The sequence below is a fragment of the Actinosynnema sp. NPDC050801 genome (assembly GCF_040673975.1).
In the GTDB taxonomy this organism is placed as follows: domain Bacteria; phylum Actinomycetota; class Actinomycetes; order Mycobacteriales; family Pseudonocardiaceae; genus Actinosynnema.
Map to the genome: position 1 here is coordinate 220,417 of NZ_JBFAQZ010000006.1, position 20,548 is coordinate 240,964.

24 protein-coding genes and 1 pseudogene are annotated in these 20,548 nt (G+C 72.1%); 12 read left to right on the forward strand and 13 right to left on the reverse strand.

Annotated features, from left to right (window positions below):
• The first annotated feature begins 7 nt into the window (after positions 1 to 7).
• Positions 8 to 1,162 (forward strand): anhydro-N-acetylmuramic acid kinase, encoded by a 1,155-nt coding sequence (locus AB0K14_RS16080; RefSeq protein ID WP_360447199.1) that lies wholly within the window; start codon positions 8 to 10, stop codon positions 1,160 to 1,162.
• Positions 1,149 to 2,708, forward strand: a complete 1,560-nt coding sequence (locus tag AB0K14_RS16085; protein WP_360447197.1) for a sodium:solute symporter — start codon at positions 1,149 to 1,151, stop codon at positions 2,706 to 2,708. The genes AB0K14_RS16080 and AB0K14_RS16085 overlap by 14 nt, the downstream gene beginning before the upstream one ends.
• 10 nt (positions 2,709 to 2,718) lie before the next feature.
• On the opposite strand, the gene AB0K14_RS16090 is transcribed toward AB0K14_RS16085, so the two are convergent.
• Positions 2,719 to 3,651, reverse strand: coding sequence for a GNAT family N-acetyltransferase (locus tag AB0K14_RS16090; protein ID WP_360447195.1), 933 nt, complete (start codon positions 3,649 to 3,651; stop codon positions 2,719 to 2,721).
• 48 nt (positions 3,652 to 3,699) lie between these two features.
• On the opposite strand from AB0K14_RS16090, the gene AB0K14_RS16095 reads away from it, so the two are divergent.
• From AB0K14_RS16095 to AB0K14_RS16110, 4 genes are all read left to right on the forward strand, one after another.
• Positions 3,700 to 4,281, forward strand: a complete 582-nt coding sequence (locus AB0K14_RS16095) for a maleylpyruvate isomerase N-terminal domain-containing protein (RefSeq protein ID WP_360447193.1) — start codon at positions 3,700 to 3,702, stop codon at positions 4,279 to 4,281.
• A 10-nt stretch (positions 4,282 to 4,291) separates the two neighbouring features.
• On the forward strand, positions 4,292 to 5,458 hold the full coding sequence (locus AB0K14_RS16100) for a cytochrome P450 (RefSeq protein WP_360447191.1): 1,167 nt from the start codon (positions 4,292 to 4,294) through the stop codon (positions 5,456 to 5,458).
• Between the two features lie 129 nt (positions 5,459 to 5,587).
• Entirely contained in the window at positions 5,588 to 5,923 is a 336-nt protein-coding gene (locus tag AB0K14_RS16105; protein ID WP_123745931.1) for a hypothetical protein, read from the forward strand.
• Between the two features lie 14 nt (positions 5,924 to 5,937).
• A complete protein-coding gene (locus AB0K14_RS16110; protein WP_360447189.1) occupies positions 5,938 to 6,636 on the forward strand; it encodes a lysophospholipid acyltransferase family protein in 699 nt (232 codons plus the stop codon).
• Here the strand turns inward: AB0K14_RS16110 and AB0K14_RS16115 are convergent.
• Positions 6,599 to 7,075, reverse strand: coding sequence for a DUF2306 domain-containing protein (locus AB0K14_RS16115; RefSeq protein WP_360447595.1), 477 nt, complete (start codon positions 7,073 to 7,075; stop codon positions 6,599 to 6,601). The two genes, AB0K14_RS16110 and AB0K14_RS16115, sit on opposite strands and share 38 nt — an antisense overlap.
• A 111-nt stretch (positions 7,076 to 7,186) precedes the next feature.
• Between AB0K14_RS16115 and AB0K14_RS16120 the strand changes: the two are divergent.
• Positions 7,187 to 7,375 (forward strand): annotated as a pseudogene (locus AB0K14_RS16120) (LuxR C-terminal-related transcriptional regulator); the annotation flags it as partial.
• On the opposite strand, the gene smc reads toward AB0K14_RS16120, so the two are convergent.
• Genes smc through AB0K14_RS16140 form a run of 4 tightly spaced genes read right to left on the reverse strand, consistent with a single transcriptional unit; the run spans position 7,372 to position 12,729 of the window.
• On the reverse strand, positions 7,372 to 11,160 hold the full coding sequence (gene smc, locus AB0K14_RS16125; RefSeq protein ID WP_360447187.1) for a chromosome segregation protein SMC: 3,789 nt from the start codon (positions 11,158 to 11,160) through the stop codon (positions 7,372 to 7,374). The pseudogene AB0K14_RS16120 and the gene smc sit on opposite strands and share 4 nt — an antisense overlap.
• A gap of 58 nt (positions 11,161 to 11,218) precedes the next feature.
• Positions 11,219 to 11,896: a zf-HC2 domain-containing protein gene (locus AB0K14_RS16130; RefSeq protein WP_360447185.1), complete on the reverse strand. Its 678-nt coding sequence runs from the start codon at positions 11,894 to 11,896 to the stop codon at positions 11,219 to 11,221.
• Positions 11,893 to 12,399 carry a sigma-70 family RNA polymerase sigma factor gene (locus tag AB0K14_RS16135; protein WP_360447183.1) on the reverse strand — a complete coding sequence of 169 codons (507 nt, stop codon included), beginning with the start codon at positions 12,397 to 12,399 and terminating at the stop codon, positions 11,893 to 11,895. Before AB0K14_RS16135 ends, AB0K14_RS16130 begins: the two co-directional genes overlap by 4 nt.
• Positions 12,400 to 12,432: 33 nt before the next feature.
• A complete protein-coding gene (locus AB0K14_RS16140) occupies positions 12,433 to 12,729 on the reverse strand; it encodes an acylphosphatase (protein WP_360447181.1) in 297 nt (98 codons plus the stop codon).
• Between the two features lie 64 nt (positions 12,730 to 12,793).
• On the opposite strand from AB0K14_RS16140, the gene AB0K14_RS16145 reads away from it, so the two are divergent.
• From AB0K14_RS16145 to AB0K14_RS16155, 3 genes are all read left to right on the forward strand, one after another.
• Positions 12,794 to 13,498, forward strand: a complete 705-nt coding sequence (locus tag AB0K14_RS16145) for a CAP domain-containing protein (protein WP_360447179.1) — start codon at positions 12,794 to 12,796, stop codon at positions 13,496 to 13,498.
• Between the two features lie 28 nt (positions 13,499 to 13,526).
• Positions 13,527 to 14,018: a hypothetical protein gene (locus AB0K14_RS16150; protein ID WP_360447177.1), complete on the forward strand. Its 492-nt coding sequence runs from the start codon at positions 13,527 to 13,529 to the stop codon at positions 14,016 to 14,018.
• Between the two features lie 133 nt (positions 14,019 to 14,151).
• Positions 14,152 to 14,592 (forward strand): hypothetical protein, encoded by a 441-nt coding sequence (locus tag AB0K14_RS16155; RefSeq protein WP_360447175.1) that lies wholly within the window; start codon positions 14,152 to 14,154, stop codon positions 14,590 to 14,592.
• Here AB0K14_RS16155 and AB0K14_RS16160 read toward each other — a convergent pair whose 3' ends face one another.
• Positions 14,593 to 15,150 (reverse strand): GNAT family N-acetyltransferase, encoded by a 558-nt coding sequence (locus tag AB0K14_RS16160; RefSeq protein WP_360447173.1) that lies wholly within the window; start codon positions 15,148 to 15,150, stop codon positions 14,593 to 14,595.
• A 68-nt stretch (positions 15,151 to 15,218) separates the two neighbouring features.
• On the opposite strand from AB0K14_RS16160, the gene AB0K14_RS16165 reads away from it, so the two are divergent.
• The gene (locus tag AB0K14_RS16165; RefSeq protein WP_360447171.1) at positions 15,219 to 16,325 is read left to right on the forward strand and encodes an FAD-dependent oxidoreductase; all 1,107 of its coding nucleotides are present in this window, start codon (positions 15,219 to 15,221) and stop codon (positions 16,323 to 16,325) included.
• 45 nt (positions 16,326 to 16,370) lie between these two features.
• Here the strand turns inward: AB0K14_RS16165 and AB0K14_RS16170 are convergent, their stop codons facing one another.
• Positions 16,371 to 17,048 carry a response regulator gene (locus tag AB0K14_RS16170; RefSeq protein WP_360447169.1) on the reverse strand — a complete coding sequence of 226 codons (678 nt, stop codon included), beginning with the start codon at positions 17,046 to 17,048 and terminating at the stop codon, positions 16,371 to 16,373.
• Positions 17,049 to 17,290: 242 nt separating this feature from the next.
• Between AB0K14_RS16170 and AB0K14_RS16175 the strand changes: the two genes are divergently transcribed.
• Positions 17,291 to 17,725: a MarR family transcriptional regulator gene (locus AB0K14_RS16175; protein WP_360447167.1), complete on the forward strand. Its 435-nt coding sequence runs from the start codon at positions 17,291 to 17,293 to the stop codon at positions 17,723 to 17,725.
• Between the two features lie 9 nt (positions 17,726 to 17,734).
• Here the strand turns inward: AB0K14_RS16175 and mutM are convergent, their stop codons facing one another.
• The 5 genes from mutM to AB0K14_RS16200 are packed head-to-tail and all read right to left on the reverse strand — an operon-like array spanning position 17,735 to position 20,465.
• Positions 17,735 to 18,592, reverse strand: coding sequence for a bifunctional DNA-formamidopyrimidine glycosylase/DNA-(apurinic or apyrimidinic site) lyase (gene mutM / locus AB0K14_RS16180; RefSeq protein ID WP_360447165.1), 858 nt, complete (start codon positions 18,590 to 18,592; stop codon positions 17,735 to 17,737).
• 10 nt (positions 18,593 to 18,602) lie between these two features.
• Positions 18,603 to 18,833: a hypothetical protein gene (locus AB0K14_RS16185; RefSeq protein WP_360447163.1), complete on the reverse strand. Its 231-nt coding sequence runs from the start codon at positions 18,831 to 18,833 to the stop codon at positions 18,603 to 18,605.
• Positions 18,834 to 18,840: 7 nt separating this feature from the next.
• Positions 18,841 to 19,662: a ribonuclease III gene (gene rnc, locus AB0K14_RS16190; RefSeq protein WP_360447161.1), complete on the reverse strand. Its 822-nt coding sequence runs from the start codon at positions 19,660 to 19,662 to the stop codon at positions 18,841 to 18,843.
• A 30-nt stretch (positions 19,663 to 19,692) separates the two neighbouring features.
• Positions 19,693 to 19,875, reverse strand: coding sequence for a 50S ribosomal protein L32 (gene rpmF / locus AB0K14_RS16195; RefSeq protein ID WP_073896635.1), 183 nt, complete (start codon positions 19,873 to 19,875; stop codon positions 19,693 to 19,695).
• 2 nt (positions 19,876 to 19,877) lie between these two features.
• Positions 19,878 to 20,465, reverse strand: coding sequence for a YceD family protein (locus AB0K14_RS16200; protein ID WP_360447158.1), 588 nt, complete (start codon positions 20,463 to 20,465; stop codon positions 19,878 to 19,880).
• Positions 20,466 to 20,548 lie beyond the last annotated feature (83 nt).

The following is a 20,548-nucleotide window of genomic DNA, read 5'->3' on the forward strand; positions in this document are numbered from 1 at the left end:
ACAGGGCGTGAGGGTGATCGGGCTCATTTCGGGCACCTCGATGGACGCCATCGACGTGGCCGTGGCCGACCTGTCCCTGGACGGCCCTACCGTCGTGCTCGTCCCGGTGGAGCACGCCGAGTACCCGTTCCCGGAAGACCTGCGCAGACCACCGACCAGTGCCGCGGAGCTGTGCGTGCTCGACACGCGGCTGGGCCAGGCGTTCGCCGAGGCCGCTGCAAGGCACCGGGGCGACCTCGTGGCCTCGCTCGGCCAGACCGTGCACCACTGGGTCGAGGACGGCCGCTGCCTCGGCACGCTGCAACTCGGCCAGCCCGCGTGGATAGCCGAAGCCACCGGCCTGCCCGTGGTGGCCGACCTGCGCGTCCGGGACGTCGCCGCGGGCGGTCACGGCGCCCCGCTGGCCAGCACGCTGGACGCCCTCTGGCTGGCCGGGTTCGACGGACCCGCCACCGCGCTGAACATCGGCGGCATCGCCAACGTCACCAAGGTCTCGCCCGGTGGTGTGGTCGCCTACGACACCGGACCGGGCAACGCGCTCATGGACGCGGCGATGACCGTGCTGTCCGGCGGCCTGCGCAACCAGGACACCGACGGCGAGTTCGCCCGCCGCGGCCGGATCCACGCCGAGCTGCTCGACCGCCTGCTCGCCGACCCGTACTACGCCCGACCCGCGCCCAAGTCGACCGGCAAGGAGCACTTCGACCGCTCCTACCTCGACCGCGTCACCGAGGGCCTGACCATGCCCGCCGAGGACCTGCTGGCCACGCTGACCGAGCTCACCGCGCGCACGATCGCCGCCGAGTGCGAGGGCACCGTCATCGGCTCCGGCGGCGGGATGCGCAACCCCGTGCTGGTCGAGTCGTTGGGCCGACGCGTGGACCTGCGCACGAGCGACGAACTGGGGCTGCCCGCCGCGGCCAAGGAGGCCTACCTCACCGCCCTGCTCGGCTTCCTGACCTGGCACGGCCTGCCCGCGAACGTGCCGTCCGCCACCGGCGCCGCCGGCCCGCGCCCGCTGGGGTCGATCACCCCCGGCCGCTACCCGCTGCGCCTGCCCGAGCCGGCGCTCACCGCCGTGACCGGACTGACGGTCAGCCGCCACCGGCCACCGTCGGGCGAAGAGTTCCAGGGAGATGGAGGAGACCGTGCGCGCACTTGATGTCGGCATCATCGTGCTGTTCCTGGTGGGCATGCCGCTGCTGGGCGTGTGGATCGCCGGGCGCCAGCGCTCCGCCACCGACTACTTCGTCAGCGAGCGCCGCATCTCGTGGTGGGTGGTGTGCGTCTCGGTGGTGTCGGCCGAGACGTCCACGCTGACCGTGCTGAGCGTGCCGACGGTCGCCTACTTGGGCACGACGACGTTCCTGTCACTGGCGATCGGCTACCTCATCGGCCGGATCGTGGTGTCGTTCGTGCTGCTGCCCAAGTACATCGCGGGCGAGCTGATCACCGCGTACGGGTTCCTCGGCAAGCGGTTCGGGCGCAACATCCAGAGCACGGCGTCGCTGACGTTCCTGGTCACCCGGCTGCTCGCGGACGGCCTGCGCCTGTTCGCCACCGCCATCCCGATCAAGGTGGTGCTCGTCGCGTACGGCGTGGACGTGTCGTACTGGGTGATCGTGGCGGCGCTCGGCGTCGCGATGGTCGTCTACAGCTTCCTCGGCGGCGTGCGGGCCGTGGTGTGGGTCGACGCGATCCAGATGCTCTGGTACGTCATCGGCGCGTTCGCGGTCATCCTGGTGCTGAACGGGAAGCTGCCCGACGGCTGGTTCACCGGCGCCGCCGACGCGGGCAAGTTCCAGGTCCTCGACTTCAACGCCAGTGCTTTCACCTCGCCGTACGCGATCGTGACCGCGTTCATCGGCGGCGCGGTGCTGTCCATGGCCTCGCACGGCGCCGACCAGCTCATCGTGCAGCGGCTGATGGCCACCAAGGACGTGCGGGCGGCGCAGAAGGCGTTGATCACCAGCGGCGTGGTGGTGTTCTTCCAGTTCGCCCTGTTCCTGTTCATCGGCGTGATGCTGTGGGCGTTCTACAAGGGGGCCAACCCGGTCAAGGACCTCAAGCTCAACAACAACGACGAGCTGTTCGCGAACTTCATCGTCAACGACATGCCGTCGGGGCTGTCCGGGTTCGTGATCGCGGGCATCCTGGCGGCGGCGCTGTCGTCCTCGTTGGGCGCGCTGGCGTCCTCGACCGTGACCGACGTCGTGCAGCGGGTGGTGCGGCGGCCGATGACCGAGGCGGAGGTGTTCCGCCAGGGCCGGATCTGGACGGTGGCGTGGGCCGGTCTGCTGATCGTGTGCGCCGGGCTGTTCGCCACGTTGACCCGCCGCGGCAACCCGATCGTCGAGCAGGGCCTGTCGATCGCCGGGTTCACCTACGGCGCGCTGCTCGGCGCGTTCCTGCTGGGCCTGGTGTTCCGCAAGGCCAAGGAGCTCGACGCGGTGGTGGCGTTCGCGGTGACGGTGGTGGTCATGGCGTTCGTGATCCTGGGCGTGAAGTTCGTCGGACCGGACGCGACCCTGGCGATCGACTTCTCGCCCGCGGCGCCCGCGCAGAAGGTCGTGGCGCTCGCGTACCCCTGGTACACGGTGTTGGGCGTGCTCGTGACGTTGATCGTGGGTGGGTTGATGTCGTTGCGGCACAAGGGTTACCAGCCGCCGGACGTGCAGGACGACGCGGTGCCGGCCAAGGCGGCGTGACCGCCGGGGTTCAGGCGGCGTTGGCGCGGTAGGCGACCAGTTCCAGGTGGAGGTGGAAACCGAGCCGGTCGAAGAGCCGTTGGGAGGAGCGGTTGCCGGCCAGTATCGCGGCGGCCACCTGTGGTCGCGCGCCGGCGGACGCGGCGAGCTTCCAGACCAGCTCGGTGACCAGCGCCGCGCCGACGCCCTGCCCGCGCACGTCGGGCTCCACGGCCACGAAGTCCAGGTAGAACTCGCCCGGCTCGGCCTTGCCCGAGGCGTACCCGAGGACGCGGTCGCCGTCCACGGCGACCACCACGGTGTGCCGACGGCTGCCGTCCACGAGTTTCCGCCCGGACAGGTAGGTCTTGGGGAAGCACCGCTCGTGCAGCACGGCCACCGCCTCGTGCACGGCCGGGTCGGTCGGCAGCACGCGCATCTCGCGGGCGGGCCCCGTGCGCGGGCAGCCCGCCTCGCGCAGCAGCAGGCCGCGCAGGCCGTCGCCGTCGAGCACGTGGATGCCGCACGCGCGGGCGGCGGCGAAGCGGTGCCGTTCGGCGAACGCGGCCAGCCGCCGGTGCCCGGTGTGGCCCAGCAGCTCGCGGTCGGCGATCCCGTCGAGCAGCGGCGCGGCGGCCGCGTAGAGCGCGTCGGCGGTCTGGTCCCAGATCCGGCTGCCCGCCGGGTGGTTGACCGGCACGTCGACGAACGGTCCGTGCAGGTAGGCGCGGCCTGATTCGGCGTCGGCCTCGACGCTGAGCGCGCCGACGACCCAGCCCGAGTCGTCGGTGGCGACCAGCGTGCAGGAGGCCCAGTCGGGTTCGAACTCGGACAGCTCCGCGGCGATGTCGCCGAGCGTCTCGCCGAGGTAGCCGATGTGGTGCGCGTCGTCGGCCTGCAACCGCAGGACCAATGCGAGCACGGCGTCCAGGTCGTCCTGGGCGGCGGGACGGATGTCGTACATGTCTGGAATGGTCACCCGCGAGGACGGGCGAATGCGAGGGAGTTTTCGGTGCTGGACGAACGGGACGTGACCGAGGTCGCCGAGCGGTGCGCGTCGTTCCTCGAAGGGGCGCTGGACTCGGACTGGACGGCGGTCGTGCCGGAGATGGGCTGGACGGTCTCGAAGACCGTGGCGCACATCTCGGACTGCATGCTCTGGTACTCCACCGATCTCCTCAGCGGGACGAGCGAGCTGAGCACGGCCGACATCGCGGTGCGGCCGGACTCGTCACCGGCCGACCTGGTGCGCACGCTGCGGGCGTTCGCGTCCGTGCTGGCGGCGGTGGTGGCGCGGGCGGCCGCGGCGGACCTCCGGGGCTGGCACCCGTGGGGTCTGGCGGACGCGGCCGGGTTCGCCGGGATGGGCTGCGACGAGATGCTGGTGCACACCCACGACGCCGCGCGCGGCCTGGGGCTGGAGTTCGCGATGCCGGCCGGGTCGGCGCGAAGGGTGCTGGCCCGGATGTTCCCCGAGGCGCCGACCGACCGGGACCCGGTCGACACTCTGCTCTGGGCGAACGGCCGCATCGCGCTCGGCGACCTGCCCAGGCGCACCGGATGGCGCTGGCACTGCGCTCCCCTGGGCTCCTAGCGTCGAGGTCATGACCGACGACGTCCTCGACATCCCCTTCGCCGACGCCTTCGCCTTCGACCCGTCGCCCACGTGGGCGCGACTGCGGGACGAGGCGCCGGTCGCCCGGGTCCGCACGCTCGCGGGCGCCGAGGTGTGGCTGGTGACCCGCTACGACGACGTGAAGCTGGTGCTGGCCGACCCGCGGTTCTCCCGGGCGGGGGTGGTGGCGGCGGGCGCGCCCCGCGTGGGCGTGTCCCGGCCGCTGCCCGGCACCCTGCCGACCACCGACCCGCCCGAGCACACCCGGCTGCGCAAGCTGGTGTCCGGCGCGTTCTCGCACCGGCGGATCGAGCGGACCCGGTCGTGGGTGCGCGAGCTGTGCGAACGGCTGGCGGACGACGTGGTGGACGGCGCCGACCTGCGGCAGGTGTACGCGCTGCCGCTGCCGATCCAGGTGATCTGCACGCTGCTCGGCGTGCCCTACGCCGACCGCGAGCGGTTCCGCGAGTGGGTGGAACTCGCGTACAGCCTGGAGATGTCCGAGCAGCCGCGGGTCGAGGCGGCGATGGCGAGCCTGCTGGAGTACATGGGCGCGCTGGTCGCCGTGAAACGGCGCGACCCCCGCTCGGACGACCTGCTGGACGAGCTGTGCGCGACGCCGCTGACGCACGACGAGCTGGTCGCGTTCGCGTTGAACCTGCTGGTCGCGGGACACGAGACGTCGGCCAACCAGATCACCAGCTTCGTCGCCACCCTGCTGCGCGAGCGGTCGCAGTGGGATCGGCTGGTGCGCGACCCGGCCCTGGTGCCGAGCGCGGTGGAGGAGCTGATGAGGTTCACCCGGCTCAGTGAGGTCGGCCAGCTGCGGGTGGCGCTGGAGGACGTGGAGCTCGCGGGTGTGGTCGTCCGGGCGGGCGAGGGCGTGATGGCGTCCATCGGTTCGGCCAACCGCGACCCGCGCGCGTTCGCGTCACCGGACGCGCTGGACCTCGCGCGCACGCCCAACCAGCACCTCGCGCTCGGCATCGGCCCTCATTTCTGCCTGGGTGCGCAGTTGGCGCGCATCGAACTCCAGGAAGCGCTGCTGGTGTTGCTGCGGCGATTCCCGGGGCTGCGCGCGGCCCGGCCGATCGAGGAGCTCGCGTGGCGGAAGGTGCTGGTCAGCGGCCTGGCCGAGCTGCCGGTCCGGGTCTGACGGCACGGGTGTGCGGACCGTGACACCCCGGTTTCGCAGGGTGGCGCCCGCGGCCGGGGGAGTTCGACACGACATCACCGATGACCGACATCTATTGCCGCGCGTTTCGCGTTGGGGAACCCTGGGAGGGTGAGCGAGGAAACGATCCAACTCGAACTCAACGACAGCGGGGTGGCGGTAGACCTACCGATGCCTGCCAACCAGCGGGACCAGGTCCAGGAGGTCCCCTACCGGCCGGTCGAGTTCCGTGACGACGACCTGCCCAACGCGTTGGAGCGCGCGGCCTCCTGGCTGCGGCAAACACAGGACTGGCTCGGTGAAGCGGTCGACGTGATCGCGGTCCACCTGGACTACGACGACACCAAGGGCTCGCCTTATTACGCCCTGAAGCTGCTGTGCAATGAGGAGGACCTGGCCGGCGTTCCCAAGGTGGTGCGCGAGCACGATCGCACTACCGACGAGTAACGTAGGCTGGGGATATGCCAGATCGCGTGTACCCGCCGGTGATCGCCGCGGCCAAGCTGATGTTCCGCGTGCTCGACATGCGGATCACCGTGGAGGGCGCGGAGCACGTGCCGACCACCGGCGGGGCCGTGCTGGCCTCGAACCACGTCTCCTACCTCGATTTCATCTTCGCCGGCTACGGCGCGCAGCCCGCGCGCAGGCTGGTCCGGTTCATGGCCAAGCACGAGGTGTTCAAGCACCGCGTGTCGGGCCCGCTCATGCGCGGGATGCACCACATCCCGGTGGACCGGACCGCCGGGCAGGCGTCCTACCAGCAGGCGGTGGACGCGCTGCGGGCCGGCGAGATCGTCGGGATCTTCCCCGAGGCCACCATCAGCCGGTCGTTCACCGTCAAGGACGTCAAGAGCGGCGCGGTGCGGATGGCGGCCGAGGCCGACGTGCCGTTGCTGCCGACGGCCGTGTGGGGCACGCAGCGGCTGTGGACCAAGGGCAGGCCGAAGTCGCTGACCCAGCGGCACGTGCCGATCACCATCATCATCGGCGAGCCGATGGAGCCCACCACGGACGCCGCGCTGCACGAGCGGATGCAGGCGCTGCTGGACGACGCCCAGGCCCGTTACCCGGAGTCGGGTGAGGACCAGTGGTGGCAGCCCGCCCACCTCGGCGGCACCGCTCCTACACCGGAAGAGGCGAAGCAGCTCGACGGTCGCTGACCCGACCGCGCCGCAGCACCCACTCCGCGACGAGCAGGTTCGGCACCCACGAGCCGAACGGCATGAACGCGTACGCCGTCGCGAAGCTGCCCGTCACCGGCACCAGCAGCACCACGCCCAGCCGCAGCGCCACACCGGCATAGACCAGGGCGAAGGCCCGCACCATCCAGCGGCGGTGGGCGGGCACGTCGCCGGTGCGGACGGCCCGCAGGCCCAGCAGCGGGAACACCACCGACAGCACGGCCAGCAGCCCGAAGCCGGCCGTGCCGACCCAACCGGCGATGCTGAACGGGGCCAGCGCACCGCCGGCAGCGCCACCCACCACCATCGCGACGATGGTGACCCGGCCCGCCACGCGGTGCAGTCGCGGCGCCCTGCCGCGCACGCGCGTCGACAGTTGCAGCGGCGACAACAGCAACGCCAGCCCGCTGAACACCATGTGCACGTACAGCGCGCCCCGCGTCCACGCCGGTTGCGCCACGTAGTGCGCGGCCAGCCCACCGTCGTTCGCCGCCAGCTCCCCGAGCGAGTTGGTCAGGTACGGCAGTGGCGCGAGGCGGACGTGCTGCGGGCGTTGGCGCGCGGGTAGTCGAACCCGGAGATCGCGCGGTCGCTGCACCTGTCGGTCGAGACGGTGAAGACGCACGTCAAGCACGTGCCGGCCAAGCTGGACGCGCGCGACCGCACCCAGGCGGTGGTGGGGGCCTACCGGACCGGGTTCGCGCACCGGGAGGACTAGGGCGCGGCGTCAGTCTCCGGCGCGGCTTCGGTCACCGGCGCGGCGTCAGTCTCCGGCGCAGCTTCGGTCACCGGGGCGGCCTCAGTCTCCGGGGCGGCCTCAGTCTCCGGGGCGGCCTCAGCCTCCAGAACGGCGACGGCGTCGGCAGTGACCACGGCAGGGCCGTCGGCGGTGGGCTCGGCCTTGGCGGCGGCCCTGGCGCGCTTCGGCTTGTCCTCGCCGCGCAGCCGCTGCGAGATCACCTGGCTGATGCCGTCACCGCGCATCGACACGCCGTACAGCGCGTCGGCGATCTCCATGGTCGGCTTCTGGTGCGTGATGATCAACAGCTGCGACCGCTCCCGCAGCTGTTCGAACAGGCCGATCAACCGGTGCAGGTTGGTGTCGTCCAACGCCGCCTCGACCTCGTCCATCACGTAGAACGGCGACGGCCTGGCCCGGAAGATCGCCACCAGCATCGCCACCGCCGCCAGCGACTTCTCCCCACCCGACAACAACGACAGGCGCTTGACCTTCTTGCCCGGCGGTCGGGCCTCCAGCTCGATGCCCGTGGTCAGCATGTCGTCCGGCTCGGTCAGCACGAGCCGACCCTCGCCGCCGGGGAACAGCACCTTGAACACGACCTCGAACTCGCGCGCGACGTCCTCGTAGGCCGACGTGAAGACCTCCAGGATCTTGTCGTCGACCTCCTTCACCACGGTCAGCAGGTCGCGTCGGGTCGCCTTGATGTCCTCCAGCTGGTTGGACAGGAACTTGTAGCGCTCCTCCAGCGCCGCGAACTCCTCCAACGCCAACGGGTTGACCTTGCCCAGCAGCGAGAGGTCCCGCTCCGCCCGCTTGGCCCGCCGCGCCTGCGTGTCCCGGTCGTAGGGCATCGGCTGCGGTGCGGTCACCAGCTCGCCGCGCTCCTTCGCCGCCTCGTACTCGGCGACCTCCTGCGGCGACGGCGGGATGAACACGTCCGGCCCGTACTCGGCGACCAGGTCCTCCAGGCCGATGCCGAACTCCTCGGAGACCTTGGTCTCCAGCTGCTCGATGCGCATCCGCTGCTCGGCCCGCAACACCTCGTCGCGGTGCACGGCGTCGGTCAGCTTCTCCAGCTCGACCGACATCTCGCGCACCAGGTTGCGCACCTGGGCCAGGAACGCCTCGCGCTGCGTCCGGCGCTCCTGCGCCGCGTCGCGCTCGCGGGCCGCGCGGGCCAGCGACGCGGCGATCTTCTCCAGCGCGAGCTCACCGCCGCGCACCACGGCCTTGGCCACGACGGCGCCCCGTGCCCGGGCCGCGTGGGCGCGCTGGGCACGTTCCCGCGCCTCGCGCTCGGCGCGTGCCGCCCGGCGCAGCCCCTCCGCCTTGCCCTGCAACGCGCGGGCGCGTTCCTCGGCGGTCCGCAGCGCCAGCCGCGCCTCCACCTCGCCCTGGCGGGCGGCGGCCAGCTCGGCGGCCATCTCGTCGCGGTGCGCCGTGTCCGGCTCGTCGTCCAGCGGCTGCTCCTGCGCCACCAGCAGGCGTTCCTCCAGCTCGCCGAGCTTGAGCAGGTTCTCCTCGCGGGCGAGTTCGACCTTCTCCCGCTGCACCCGCGCCCGCTCCACCTCGGCCTCGGCCGACCGCACCGCCGAGGCCAGCCGGTTGAGCCGCTCCGACGACCGGGCGCGCCGCACCTTGGCCTCGTTGAGCTGCTCCTTGACCGCGGCGACCTCGGCCCGACGCGCCTGCTGCTCGGCCCGTGCGCCCTCAAGGGCGGCCGTGGACTGCTCCAGCGCGCGCTCGGCCAGCGCCAGCTTCTCCGACGCCTCGTCCACCGCGGCCTGGACCTCGATGACGCTCTGGCTGCGCCCGGACCCGCCGACCGCCCAGTCCGCGCCCAGCACGTCGCCGTCACGCGTCACCGCGCGCACCGACGGGTGCGCGTCCACCAGCTCCCGCGCGGTGGCCAGCGAGTCCACCACGACGACCTTGTCCAACGCGCGGTGCAACGCGGGCCGCAGCGCTTCCGGCGCCTGCACCTGGTCCACGGCCCACCGCGTGCCGGGCGGCAGCGCCGGCCACCCGGACCGGTCGACGACCACCGCGGCACCGCCCACGAGAACTCCGGCGCGACCGGTGTCCTGCTCCTTCAACAACTCCAACGCCGCCACCGCGTCGGCGCCGGACGCCACCGCGACCGCGTCCGCGATCGGCCCCAGCGCCGCGGCCAGCGCGACCTCCGCGCCCGGTTCCACGGTCAGCAAGGCCGCCACCGAGCCCAGCAGCCCCGGCAACCGGGAGGCCAGCAACGCGCCCGCGCCGTCCTTGCGGGTCAGGCCCAACGACAGCGCGTCCACCCGCGCCTGCCACGACGCGATGTCCCGCTCGGCCGTCCGCTCGGCCTTGACCAGCTCCTCGACCCGGCGGCGCGCGGCGTCGTCCGCCTCGGCGGCCAGCCGGTGCCGCTCGTCCAGGCCGACGTCGTCCTCGTCCTCGGTCCCGGTCACCTCACGGGCCTCGGCCAGCTCCTGCTGCACGACCTCCGACCGCTCGACCGCCTCGGCCAGCGCGATCGACATCCGCTCGATCTCCTCGGCGGTCGCGCTCGTCTTCGACCGCAACGCCTCCACCTGCCCGGACAGCCGGGCCAGGCCCTCGCGCCGGTCGGCGATCGCCCGCACCGCGGCCAGGTGCGCCTTCTCCGCCGCGGACACCATCCGTTCCAGCTCGGCCCGCGTCTCCACGGCCTCCGCCAGACCGACCCGCGCCTCCGTCACGCCGTCCTGGAGCTCCTGCTCCAGCTGCGCGGTCTGCTCGGCCTCGGCCTCCAGCTCGTCCGGGTCACGCCCGCCGCGCGGCGCGTCCACGGCCGCGGACAGGTGCCGTTCCCGTTCCACGGCCAGCCGCACCGTGCCGCGCAGCCGCTCCTCCAGCGCCGAGAGCCGGTACCAGGTGTCCTGGGCCTGCTGGAGCCGCGGCGTGTCGGCCGCGACCTGGTCCTCCAGCTCGTTCTGCTGCAACTGCGCCTGTTGCAGCGACTTCTCCACCTCGGCGCGGCGGGCGCGGGCGGCGGCCTCGTCCTGCTCCTCGCGCGCCAGCGCCTCGCGCTGCGTGACCAGGTCGTCGGCGAGCAGGCGCATCTTGGCGTCGCGCAACTCCGACTGCACGACCTGGGCGCGGCGGGCGATCTCGGCCTGCTTGCCCAACGGCTTGAGCTGGCGGCGCAGCTCGGCGGTGAGGTCGGTCAGGCGGGTCAGGTTCGCCTGCATCGCCTCCAGCTTCCGCAGCGCCTTCTCCTTGCGCTTGCGGTGCTTGAGGACGCCCGCGGCCTCCTCGACGAACGCCCGCCGTTCCTCGGGCTTGGACTCCAGGATCGCGGCGAGCTGGCCCTGGCCCACGATCACGTGCATCTCGCGGCCGATGCCGGAGTCGCTGAGCAGCTCCTGGATGTCCATCAGCCGGCAGGAGTTGCCGTTGATCTCGTACTCGGTCGCGCCCTCGCGGAACATCCGGCGGGTGATCGACACCTCGACGTAGTCGATCGGCAGCGCGCCGTCGGAGTTGTCGATGGTCAGCGTCACCTCGGCGCGGCCGAGCGGCGCGCGGCCGGACGTGCCGGCGAAGATGACGTCCTCCATCTTCCCGCCGCGCAGGTCCTTCGCGCCCTGCGTGCCCATGACCCAGCGCAGCGCGTCGAGCACGTTCGACTTGCCGGACCCGTTCGGCCCGACGACGCAGGTGATGCCCGGCTCGAAGCGCAGCGTGGTAGCCGAGGCGAAGGACTTGAAGCCCTTCAGCGTCAGGCTCTTGAGGTGCACGCCGGGCAGAGTACCCGTGCGGTCCTCACACCAGTCGTCGGCACGCTGACCAGCGCGATCACGGCCGGACCGACACCAGGACCCTCATGTCGACCACCAGGTCGAGCCGTTCGATCTCGTCGACCGGGAACGAGGTGGAGCCGGGGATCCGCTCGTCGGGGGCGTGGTCGGTGCCCCACCAGCCGCCGATCTCGGTGCGCCCGGCCCGGTCGTGGACGATCAGCTTGCACCTCACGCCCTTGGGCATGTTCTCGATGCTCATCCACAGCTCGGTGCCCCACGACTTGCCGACGAGGTCCGCGCTGGCCACCACGCCGGAGGTGGCGTCGGAGGCGCGCCAGGTCACGGCGGCCTCGCCGCCGCGGTGCACGCCGTCGTCACCGGTCAGCCTCGGCACCAGCAGCACGCCCAGCGCGACCAGCACCAGCAGCGCCGCGGCGCCGACCAGCACCGGCCAACGCCGCACGCGCGACGCGTGCCGCGGCTCGGGCTCGGGGGCGGTGGGCGGCTCGGGGGGCAGCGGCCACAGGTCGGGGTCGGGCGCGGGGTCGTCGAACGGCAGCTCCAGGTCCGCCAGCTGCACCTGGCCGAGCAGCCCAGGCAACGGCGCCAGCCGCACCATCTCCCGGCGGCAGGTGGAGCAGCCGTGCACGTGCCGCTCGAACGCCGACCGCTCCGCCGGGTCGAGCGAGCCGAGCAGGTAGGCGCCGAGCGCCACGGTCCGGTCACAGCTCACGACTCGGTGACCCCCCGCTCCTCCAGCGCGTCCCGCAACGCCCGCAGGGCGTAGAAGCAGCGGGACTTGACCGTGCCGGGCGGGATGCCCAGCACCACCGCGGCCTCGGCGACCGAGCGCCGCCGGTAGTACAGCTCGACCACCACGTTGCGGTGGTCGACGCTCAGCGCGCGCAGCGCCTCCGCGACCTGCCAGCTCTGCAGGACGTGCTCCACCTCGTCCGCGACCGGGGGCAGGTCGCCCGGTTCGATCGGCACCTCGGAGTTGCGGCCGCCGCGCTTGCGGAAGCCGGAGATGACCAGGTTCCTGGCCACCGTGTAGAGCCAGGGGCCCGCGTCGGCCGGGGTCAGCTCGTCGACGTGCCGCCACGCCCGCAACAGCGTCTCCTGGACCACGTCCTCGGCCTGCTGGTGGTCACCGCCGACCATGCGCAGGACGTAGCCGTGCAGCGGGCCGCGCCAACGGCCGTACAGCTGCCTGACGACATCTTCGCCACGGTCCACATCGAAGTACTACGCCATCGGACCCCTCGGCGTTCAACGCTCCACGAAACCGGTGAGGCCACCGCGGGCCTCCGACCAGCGCTCCACGATCGAGTCCACCCGACCAGGGGTACCGCCGGAACGCAGCGCGGTGAGCAGATCCCGGCACGCCGATTCCGGACCTTCCGCGTTCACCTCCACCCGACCGTCCCGCAAATTGGACGCCGAACCGACAAGTCCCAGCTCAAGTGCCCTCGCACGAGTCCACCAGCGGAAGCCGACGCCCTGCACCCGGCCCCGCACCCAGGCGGTCAGACGTACGGTCCCCTCTACTCCAGCCACAACAGCCATCCTGACATTTCACCCGTTAGTGGTACGGTGCGCGACCGTGACAGCACGGCGTGGTAACCGATCCGTGATCGGCGGACTCGTCGGCCTGCTCCTCGGCGCGGCCGGTGCGACCGGCGTCGCCGTCGCCAACCCGGAACAGCTCGCCCCGTTCGTCGGGGTAAGCGCAGCACAGAGCCGCGGTTCCGACAACGTGGGCGTCGGCGGGGTGGGCGGTGTCGGTGAGCCCGCGCAGAGCCGTGAGCCGGAGGACCTGCCGACCACCACCGAGGCGCCGTCGTCGCCGGAGACGACCACCGCGACGACGACCACCACCGAGACCACCACGACCACGACCGAGACGACGACCACGACGCCGCCCGTGACGTCCGCGGCCCCGACGACGACCACCGCGCCCGCCGACGTGCCGCAGGCGCAGCAGGTCGTCGCCCTGGTGAACGAGGCCCGCGACCTCGCCGGCTGCAAGCCGCTCAAGGTGGACGAGCGGGTGGTCGAGGCCGCGCAGGGCCACAGCGCCGACATGGCCGCGCGCGACTACTTCTCGCACACCACCCCGGAGGGCGTCGACTTCGCGCAGCGGATGCGCGCGGCGGGCTACCCGAGCCCCGGCGGGGAGAACATCGCCATGGGGCAGCGCTCCGCCGAGCAGGTCATGCGGGCCTGGATGAACTCCGACGGGCACAGGCGCAACATCCTGAACTGCGGGTTCACCACCATCGGCGTGGGTCTGGACACCCGCGGCTGGTACTGGACCCAGAACTTCGGCTGGTAAAGACGTCCGACGAACATTGGGAGAACCGTTGTACGAGACCCCGGAGCCCGAGCGCCCCCGCCTGCGCGTGTCGCCCCACGTGCTGCTGGCCGCGTCCGGTGTCGCCGTGTCGACGATCTTCGCCACCATCGCGTCCCTGGCGGGCGCGACCCCGGCCGCCTCCTCCGGGGAGCAGCTGCCGCGCGAGGACGTCGTCTCGCGCAGCACCCTCAGCACGGTCCCGCGCACGTCGGTCTCCTCGATCAGCCTGACCACCACCGCGGAGTCCACCACCACGACGACCGAGACCACGACGACGACCACCACCTCGCGGCGCACCCGCGTGACCACGGTGACCCGGCCGGACGGGACGACCACGACCACCGTGGTCGACGACCCGCAGCCGCAGCCCACCACCACGACCACCCAGCCGCCGGCGAACACGACGACCACCACGAAGCCGACGACGACCACCAGCACGACCACCACCACCACGACGACGACCACGACGCCGCCGGTCGACCCGCCGACCGAGCCGTAACGAGATCGTCCGCCCGGGGTGACGGTCGTCCACACCATCGTGTGGACGACCGCTCGAACGTTGAGGCCCCCGGCATGATCCGCCGATAACTCGAACACTGACCATCCGTCCGGATCCCCCACAGGGAGATGGTGTGTTCGAGGAAGATCAAGCGTCACCGAAGAAGAAGGTCTCCTCGGTGGTGCTGCTCGCCGCGGGCGGCGCCGCCGTCGCCACCGTGATCGCCACGCTCGCCTCGGTGCTGGCGGGCGGGTCCACCGCGGCGCCGCCGGAACCGCTCGCCGAGCTGAAGACGACGACGGACACGTCGCTGAGCGCCGCACCGCACGCGGGCACGGCCACGGTGGTCGTCACCGTGTCCAAGCGGTCGACCACCCAGCCGGGCAAGACGACCGGCTCGAAGCCCGAGGACCGCGCGGAGCAGCCACCGCAGCCGGGGTCGGCGTCGTCCGAAGCGCGGCTCACCACCCAGCCGCCGAGCAACCCGCCGACGTCCTACGAGCCGCCGACGTCGTCCTCCTCCTCCGCGTCGGCCACGACCACCACCACGCCGACGACGACGGACACCCCGTAGCTACCAGACGTCGCCGTCGCGCCAGTCGCAGGTGAGGTCGCCCGCCAGGTCGAGCGGCACGACCGGCAGGACGAAGATCGCGTCGTCCTCCTCCTCCGTGCGCTCGACCCCGGCGGGCGTCAGGGCGAACGTCCTGCCACGCCACCGCTGCCACCCGCGCGCCGCGTAGAACGCCAGAGCGTCCTCCGACGCGCTCAGCGCACCGAGGGGGTACGCGCCGCGCACCACGTCCTCCAGAGCCGCCATCACGACCCCGCCGACGCCTTCGCGGCGTCGGTCCGCCCGCACCGCGACCCCTTCCACGTAACCGGCCCGCAGCGCGCGGGTGGTGTGCGGGACACCCGCGACCCGGCGTGCGTGCAGCAGCCGCCGCTGCACGACCGCGCCGTGGCCGATCAGCTCGTCGCCGTCCCAGACGAAGGCGTGCACGCCACCGAGGCCGTGCTCCCAGTCCTCGTCGCTGAAATCGCCGTCGAACGCCTCGTCGAGCAGCTTGCGCGCGGCGGTGAGCGTCGTCGCGGGCACTTGCCAGGTGTGCAGCACGGAAACAGGTGACACGACTCACACCCTATGCCGTCACACCGCGCCGCCCTCTCTCGCTCCTCTCACGACGAAAGGACGGGAAAATGGCAGAGCACATCGTGGTGGTCGGCGCGGGGTACGCGGGTCTGGCCGCGGCCAAGCTGGCGGCGAGGTGGACCGGCTCCCGGGTCACCCTGGTCAACGCGCGGGACCGGTTCGTGGAGCGGGTCCGGCTGCACCAGCTCGCGGTGGGTCAGCGGATGCGCGACGTCCCGCTCGCCGACCTCCTCAAGGGCACCGGCGTCGACCTGGTGGTGGACCGGGTGACCGACATCGACCCGGACACCCGCAAGGTCCAGCTCACCGGCGGCACGCTGGCCTACGACCGGCTGATCTACGCCGCGGGCAGCCAGGCGAACCTGGACGGCGTCCCCGGCGCGGCCGAGCACGCCCACACCGTCGCCACCCGCGAGGACGCCGAGAAGCTGGCCGTGGCGCTCAAGGGCGCGCGCACGGTCGCCGTGACGGGCGGTGGGCTGACCGGCATCGAGGCCGCCTCGGAACTGGCCGAGTCGCGACCGGACCTGGACGTCGTGCTCGTCACCGCCGGCGGGTTGGGCGACGCCCTGTCGGAGAAGGGCAGGGGGCACCTGCGCAAGGTGTTCGCCCGGCTCGGCGTCCGGGTGCGCGACCACGCGCACGTCACCGAGGTCCGCGCCGACGGCCTGGTGCTGGACGGCGGCGAGCTGGTCGCCGCCGACACGGTCGTCTGGACGGCCGGTTTCGCCGTGCCCGACCTGGCGGCGCGGGCCGGGTTCGCGGTGGACGACCACGGTCGCCTGCTGGTGGACCAGACGTTGACGTCGATCTCGCACCCCGAGGTCCAGGGCATCGGCGACGCGGCGGCGATGAAGCGCCACGACGGCCTCGAACTGCGGATGGCGTGCGCGACCGGCCTGCCCACCGCGCAGCAGGCGGTGCGCGCCCTGGCGAAGCGGCTCGGCGGCGACGAGCCGGCCGACCGGCTCGACTTCCGGTACCACATCCGGTGCGTCAGCCTCGGTCGCCGGGACGGCCTGATCCAGTTCGTGGACGCCGACGACAGCCCGAAGGAGCGCGTGCTCACCGGCCGGGTCGCGGCGCTCGCCAAGGAACTCGTGGTGCGCAACGCGCTGTTCTTCCAGAGCCACCCCACCATGCCGGCGGGGTGAGCGGTCAGCGGGCGGCCTGGGCGATGTCGGCGCTGGTCGTCGTCCCTAGAGCTCGAACCGGTAGCCCATCCCCGGCTCCGTCACCAGGTGGCGGGGACGGGCGGGCTCCGGTTCCAGCTTGCGCCGCAGCTGGGCCAGGTAGACGCGCAGGTAGTGGGTCTCCTTCGCGTACGCCGGGCCCCACACCTCCTGCAACAGCTGCTTCTGCGCCACCAGCCGGCCCCGGTTGCGGGCCAGGACCTCCAGCAGACCCCACTCGGTGGGCGTCAGGTGCACCTCGACGCCGTCACGGCGCACCTTCTTGGCCGCCAGGTCCACGGTGAACGACGCCGTCTCCACGACCGCGTCCCCACCCTCGACCACCGCGGCGCGGCGCACCGCCGCCCGCAGCCGGGCCAGCAGTTCGTCCATCCCGAACGGCTTGGTCACGTAGTCGTCGGCGCCCGCGTCCAGCGCCTGCACCTTGTCCGCGGAGTCGACCCGCGCGGACAGCACGATGATCGGCACGGTCGTCCACCCGCGCAGGCCCGCGATCACCTCGGTGCCGTCCACGTCCGGCAGCCCCAGGTCGAGCACCACCACGTCCGGCTTGCCCTCGGCCGCCGCCTTGAGCGCGGTCGTACCGTCGTGCGCGGTCAGGACCGAGTAGCCGCGTGCCGACAGGTTGATCCGCAACGTCCGCACGATCTGCGGCTCGTCATCCACGACCAGCACCTTTGTCACGCTCGGACACTACGCCCGGGGTTCGCGCCACCGCCGGGCCCGACTACGTTCGGCGAACCGCCGGGGAAGCCCGTTCCCGCCTCTGTGCCGATTTGCCGGTTCCGTCTCCGCATCGGTGCGGAAAGGGTGAGTACATCCGGGTGCGAATGAAACCATTCTCTGGACAGCCGTACTGCGATAGTGCGAATGTCCTGTCCGAATTCGGACACTTGCTCACTCACGGTGAGCCACGAGGAGGTCTGATGACCACCAGTGTGACTAATCAGGACGCGTTACAACTCGTGGTCGCCGTGCACCGGCTGATCCGCAGCCTGCGCCAGTCCGCGTCCGTTCGGCGACTGCAGCCCACGCAGTTGCTGGTGCTCGCGGAACTCGCGTCGAAGGGACCGATGCGGATCGGTGAGATCGCGGTGCGTGCGCTGTGCTCGCAGCCCACGGCGACCACGGTGGTGACGGGCCTGGAATCCGGCGGCCTGGTGCGCCGCGAGTCCGACCCCGCCGACGGTCGGGCGACCATCGTCGAGCTGACCGGTCTCGGGCGGGACACCATCCTGTCCCTGGCGCACGGCGAGGCGGAACTGCTGTCCGAACGGCTTTCCCGGCTGGAGCCGGAGGAGCGCGACGCGGTGCGCACGGTCACGCCGCTGCTGCGCAGGCTCGCCGACCCGGCGCGGTGAGCGCGTCCGTCAGCCCCTCGGGCGGGGTTGGCACCGCGGGCACGAGTAGGAGGAGCGGTTCATGAACGGCTCACGCCTGATCGCCGTCCCGCACCGCGGGCACGGCCGGTTCTCCTGCCCGTACACGGCCAGGGACCGGTCGAAGTAGCCCGACTGGCCGTTCACGTTGACGTAGAGCGCGTCGAACGACGTGCCGCCCTCGCCCAGCGCCTCGTACATGACCTGGGTCGCGTGCGCGAGCAGTTCGGCGGCCTTGGCCCTGGTCAACCGGTCGGCGGGGCGCAAGCCGTGCAGCTTGGTCCGCCACAGCGCCTCGTCGGCGTAGATGTTGCCGACGCCGGAGACCAGCGTCTGGTCGAGCAGGGCTCGCTTGACCTCGGTCCGCCGCTTCCGCAACGCCGCGACCGCCGCGTCCGGGTCGAACGCCGGGTCCATCGGGTCGCGCGCGATGTGCGCCACCGGTTGCGGCAGTCGGGTCCCGTCGACCTCGACGATGTCCGCCAAGGCCAATCCGCCGAACGTGCGCTGGTCCACGAACCGCAGCTCCGGGCCGTCGTCGGCGAATCGGACCCGCACCCGCAGGTGCTTCTCGTCCGGCGCGTCCCCGGGCTGGACCAGCATCTGGCCGCTCATGCCGAGGTGCGCGAGCATGGCGTCGCCGCCCGACAGGTCGACCCACAGGTACTTGCCACGCCGACGCGCGGCCTCCAGGCGCTGACCGGTCAGGCGCATGGCGAAATCCGCCGCACCGGGTAGGTGTCGGCGGATCGCGCGCGGGTGGAGGACCTCCACCGAGTCGACGGTCCTGCCCGCGACGTGCTCGTGCAGACCTCGGCGGACGACCTCTACCTCGGGCAGCTCGGGCACGGGTGGACGGTCAGTCCTCGGACTCGCGCTCGGCGGCGGCGGCCTCGGCCCGCTCCAGCTCTTCGAGCATCTCGTAGGCGGCGGCCTGCGGCTTGGTCGGCTTGAGCATCCAGCCGCCCGCCTGGGCGGTGTCGCGCACGAGTACCAGGCCCTGGATGCCGCCGTTGCGGCTGGCGTTCAGCGGGCGGGACGGACGCGCGTGGCGCGCGCGCCGGTTCGTCCGGACGTTCGTGGCATACATTTCGGCGTCAGTCTTCCTGAGTAGGTGAAGCCTGAGGTGAAGCCTGGGGTGAAGCCTGCGTCGCCGAGCCGGGTGCGTGGCCGTTCCCGGACGCGCCGGTCTCCTCGGCGCGAACCCGTTCGTGCAGCACCCGGTAGGCGGCCTCGGCCGCCTTCTGCTCGGCTTCCTTCTTCGTGCTGCCGTCGCCGGTGCCGTAGGCCTGGCCACCGACGAGCACCTTGGCGGTGAACTCCTTGCGGTGGTCCGGGCCCTGGTCGTCCACCCGGTACTCGGGGACGCCCAGACCGGCGGACGCGGTCAGCTCCTGGAGACTCGTCTTCCAGTCCAGTCCAGCACCCCGCAGCGGCGCTTCGGCCAACAGCGGGTCGAACAGGTGGTGAACGAGTTGACGCGCGGTGTCGATGCCGAATTGCAGGTATACCGCGCCGATGACGGCTTCCAGGCCGTCCGCGAGGATGCTCGCCTTGTCCCTGCCGCCGGTCAGCTCCTCGCCGCGACCGAGCAGCAGGTGCCCGCCCAACCCGTCGTCGCCGAGCCCCCGGGCCACGCCCGCCAGGGCGTGCATGTTCACCACGCTCGCGCGGAGCTTGGCGAGCTGACCCTCGGGCAGTTCCGGGTGCGTGCGGTACAGGTGATCGGTGACGACGAGGCCGAGCACCGCGTCGCCGAGGAACTCCAGCCGCTCGTTCGGCGGCAGACCGCCGTTCTCGTACGCGTACGACCGGTGTGTGAGCGCGAGCGTCAGCAGCTCGGCGTCCAACGGGACGCCGAGCGCTTCGATCAACGGGGCGCGGTCGGCGGACCGACCGCGCGACGACCTACCCCCCACGATTCGCCGCTACCTTCGCCAGAGGGGTGATCAGGCCGGCTGGACGACCTGGCGGCCGTCGTACTGGCCACAGGCCGGGCAGGCGACGTGCTGCGGCTTCGGCTGGCGGCAGGCCTTGTTCTGGCAGGCCACCAGGTGCACGGCAGCGGTCTTCCACTGAGCGCGGCGCGAGCGCGTGTTCGAGCGCGACATCTTCCGCTTCGGGACGGCCACGACTAGTTCTCCTCTGGATTGTCACGATTCCCGTCGAACCGCTCCTGCAGAGCAGCCCAACGGGGGTCAATCGTCTCATGCCCGTGGTCGGGGCCGAGATCAGCCAGCTTCCCGCCGCAGTCGACGCACAGCCCGAGGCAGTCCGGCGAGCACAGCGGCACCTGTGGCAGCGCGAGCACGATGGCGTCGCGCACCACGGGTTCGAGGTCGATCAGGTCGTCGTGCAGACGGCTGACCTCGTCCTCTTCGGTCGTCTCATCGGTGGTGCTGTCCGGGTACGCGTACAGCTCGGTCAGCTCCACCTCGACCTCCGCGGACAGCGGCTCCAGGCAGCGCGAGCACTCCCCTTCGACCACCGTCGCGGCGGTGCCCGTCACGAGCACGCCCTCGACCACCGACTCCAGCAGGAGGTCGAGTTCGACGTTGCCCCCCGCCGGCACCGCGATCACGCCCAGAAGGCCGACGCCCTCCGCGGGCACCGTCCTGCGCAACCCGCGGCTGGAGCCCGCACGACGCCCGAGGTCCCTGGTGTCGATGACCCAGGGCCCGGTCGCTGTGGGACGCGCGGAGGCGTGACGATGCTCAGACATGATGTTTGGTGTGCCGTCGGGGACTTACCACGACCAGCCGGTCAAGGGTACGGGACAACGGGCGTCGACGTGAAATCGGCTGG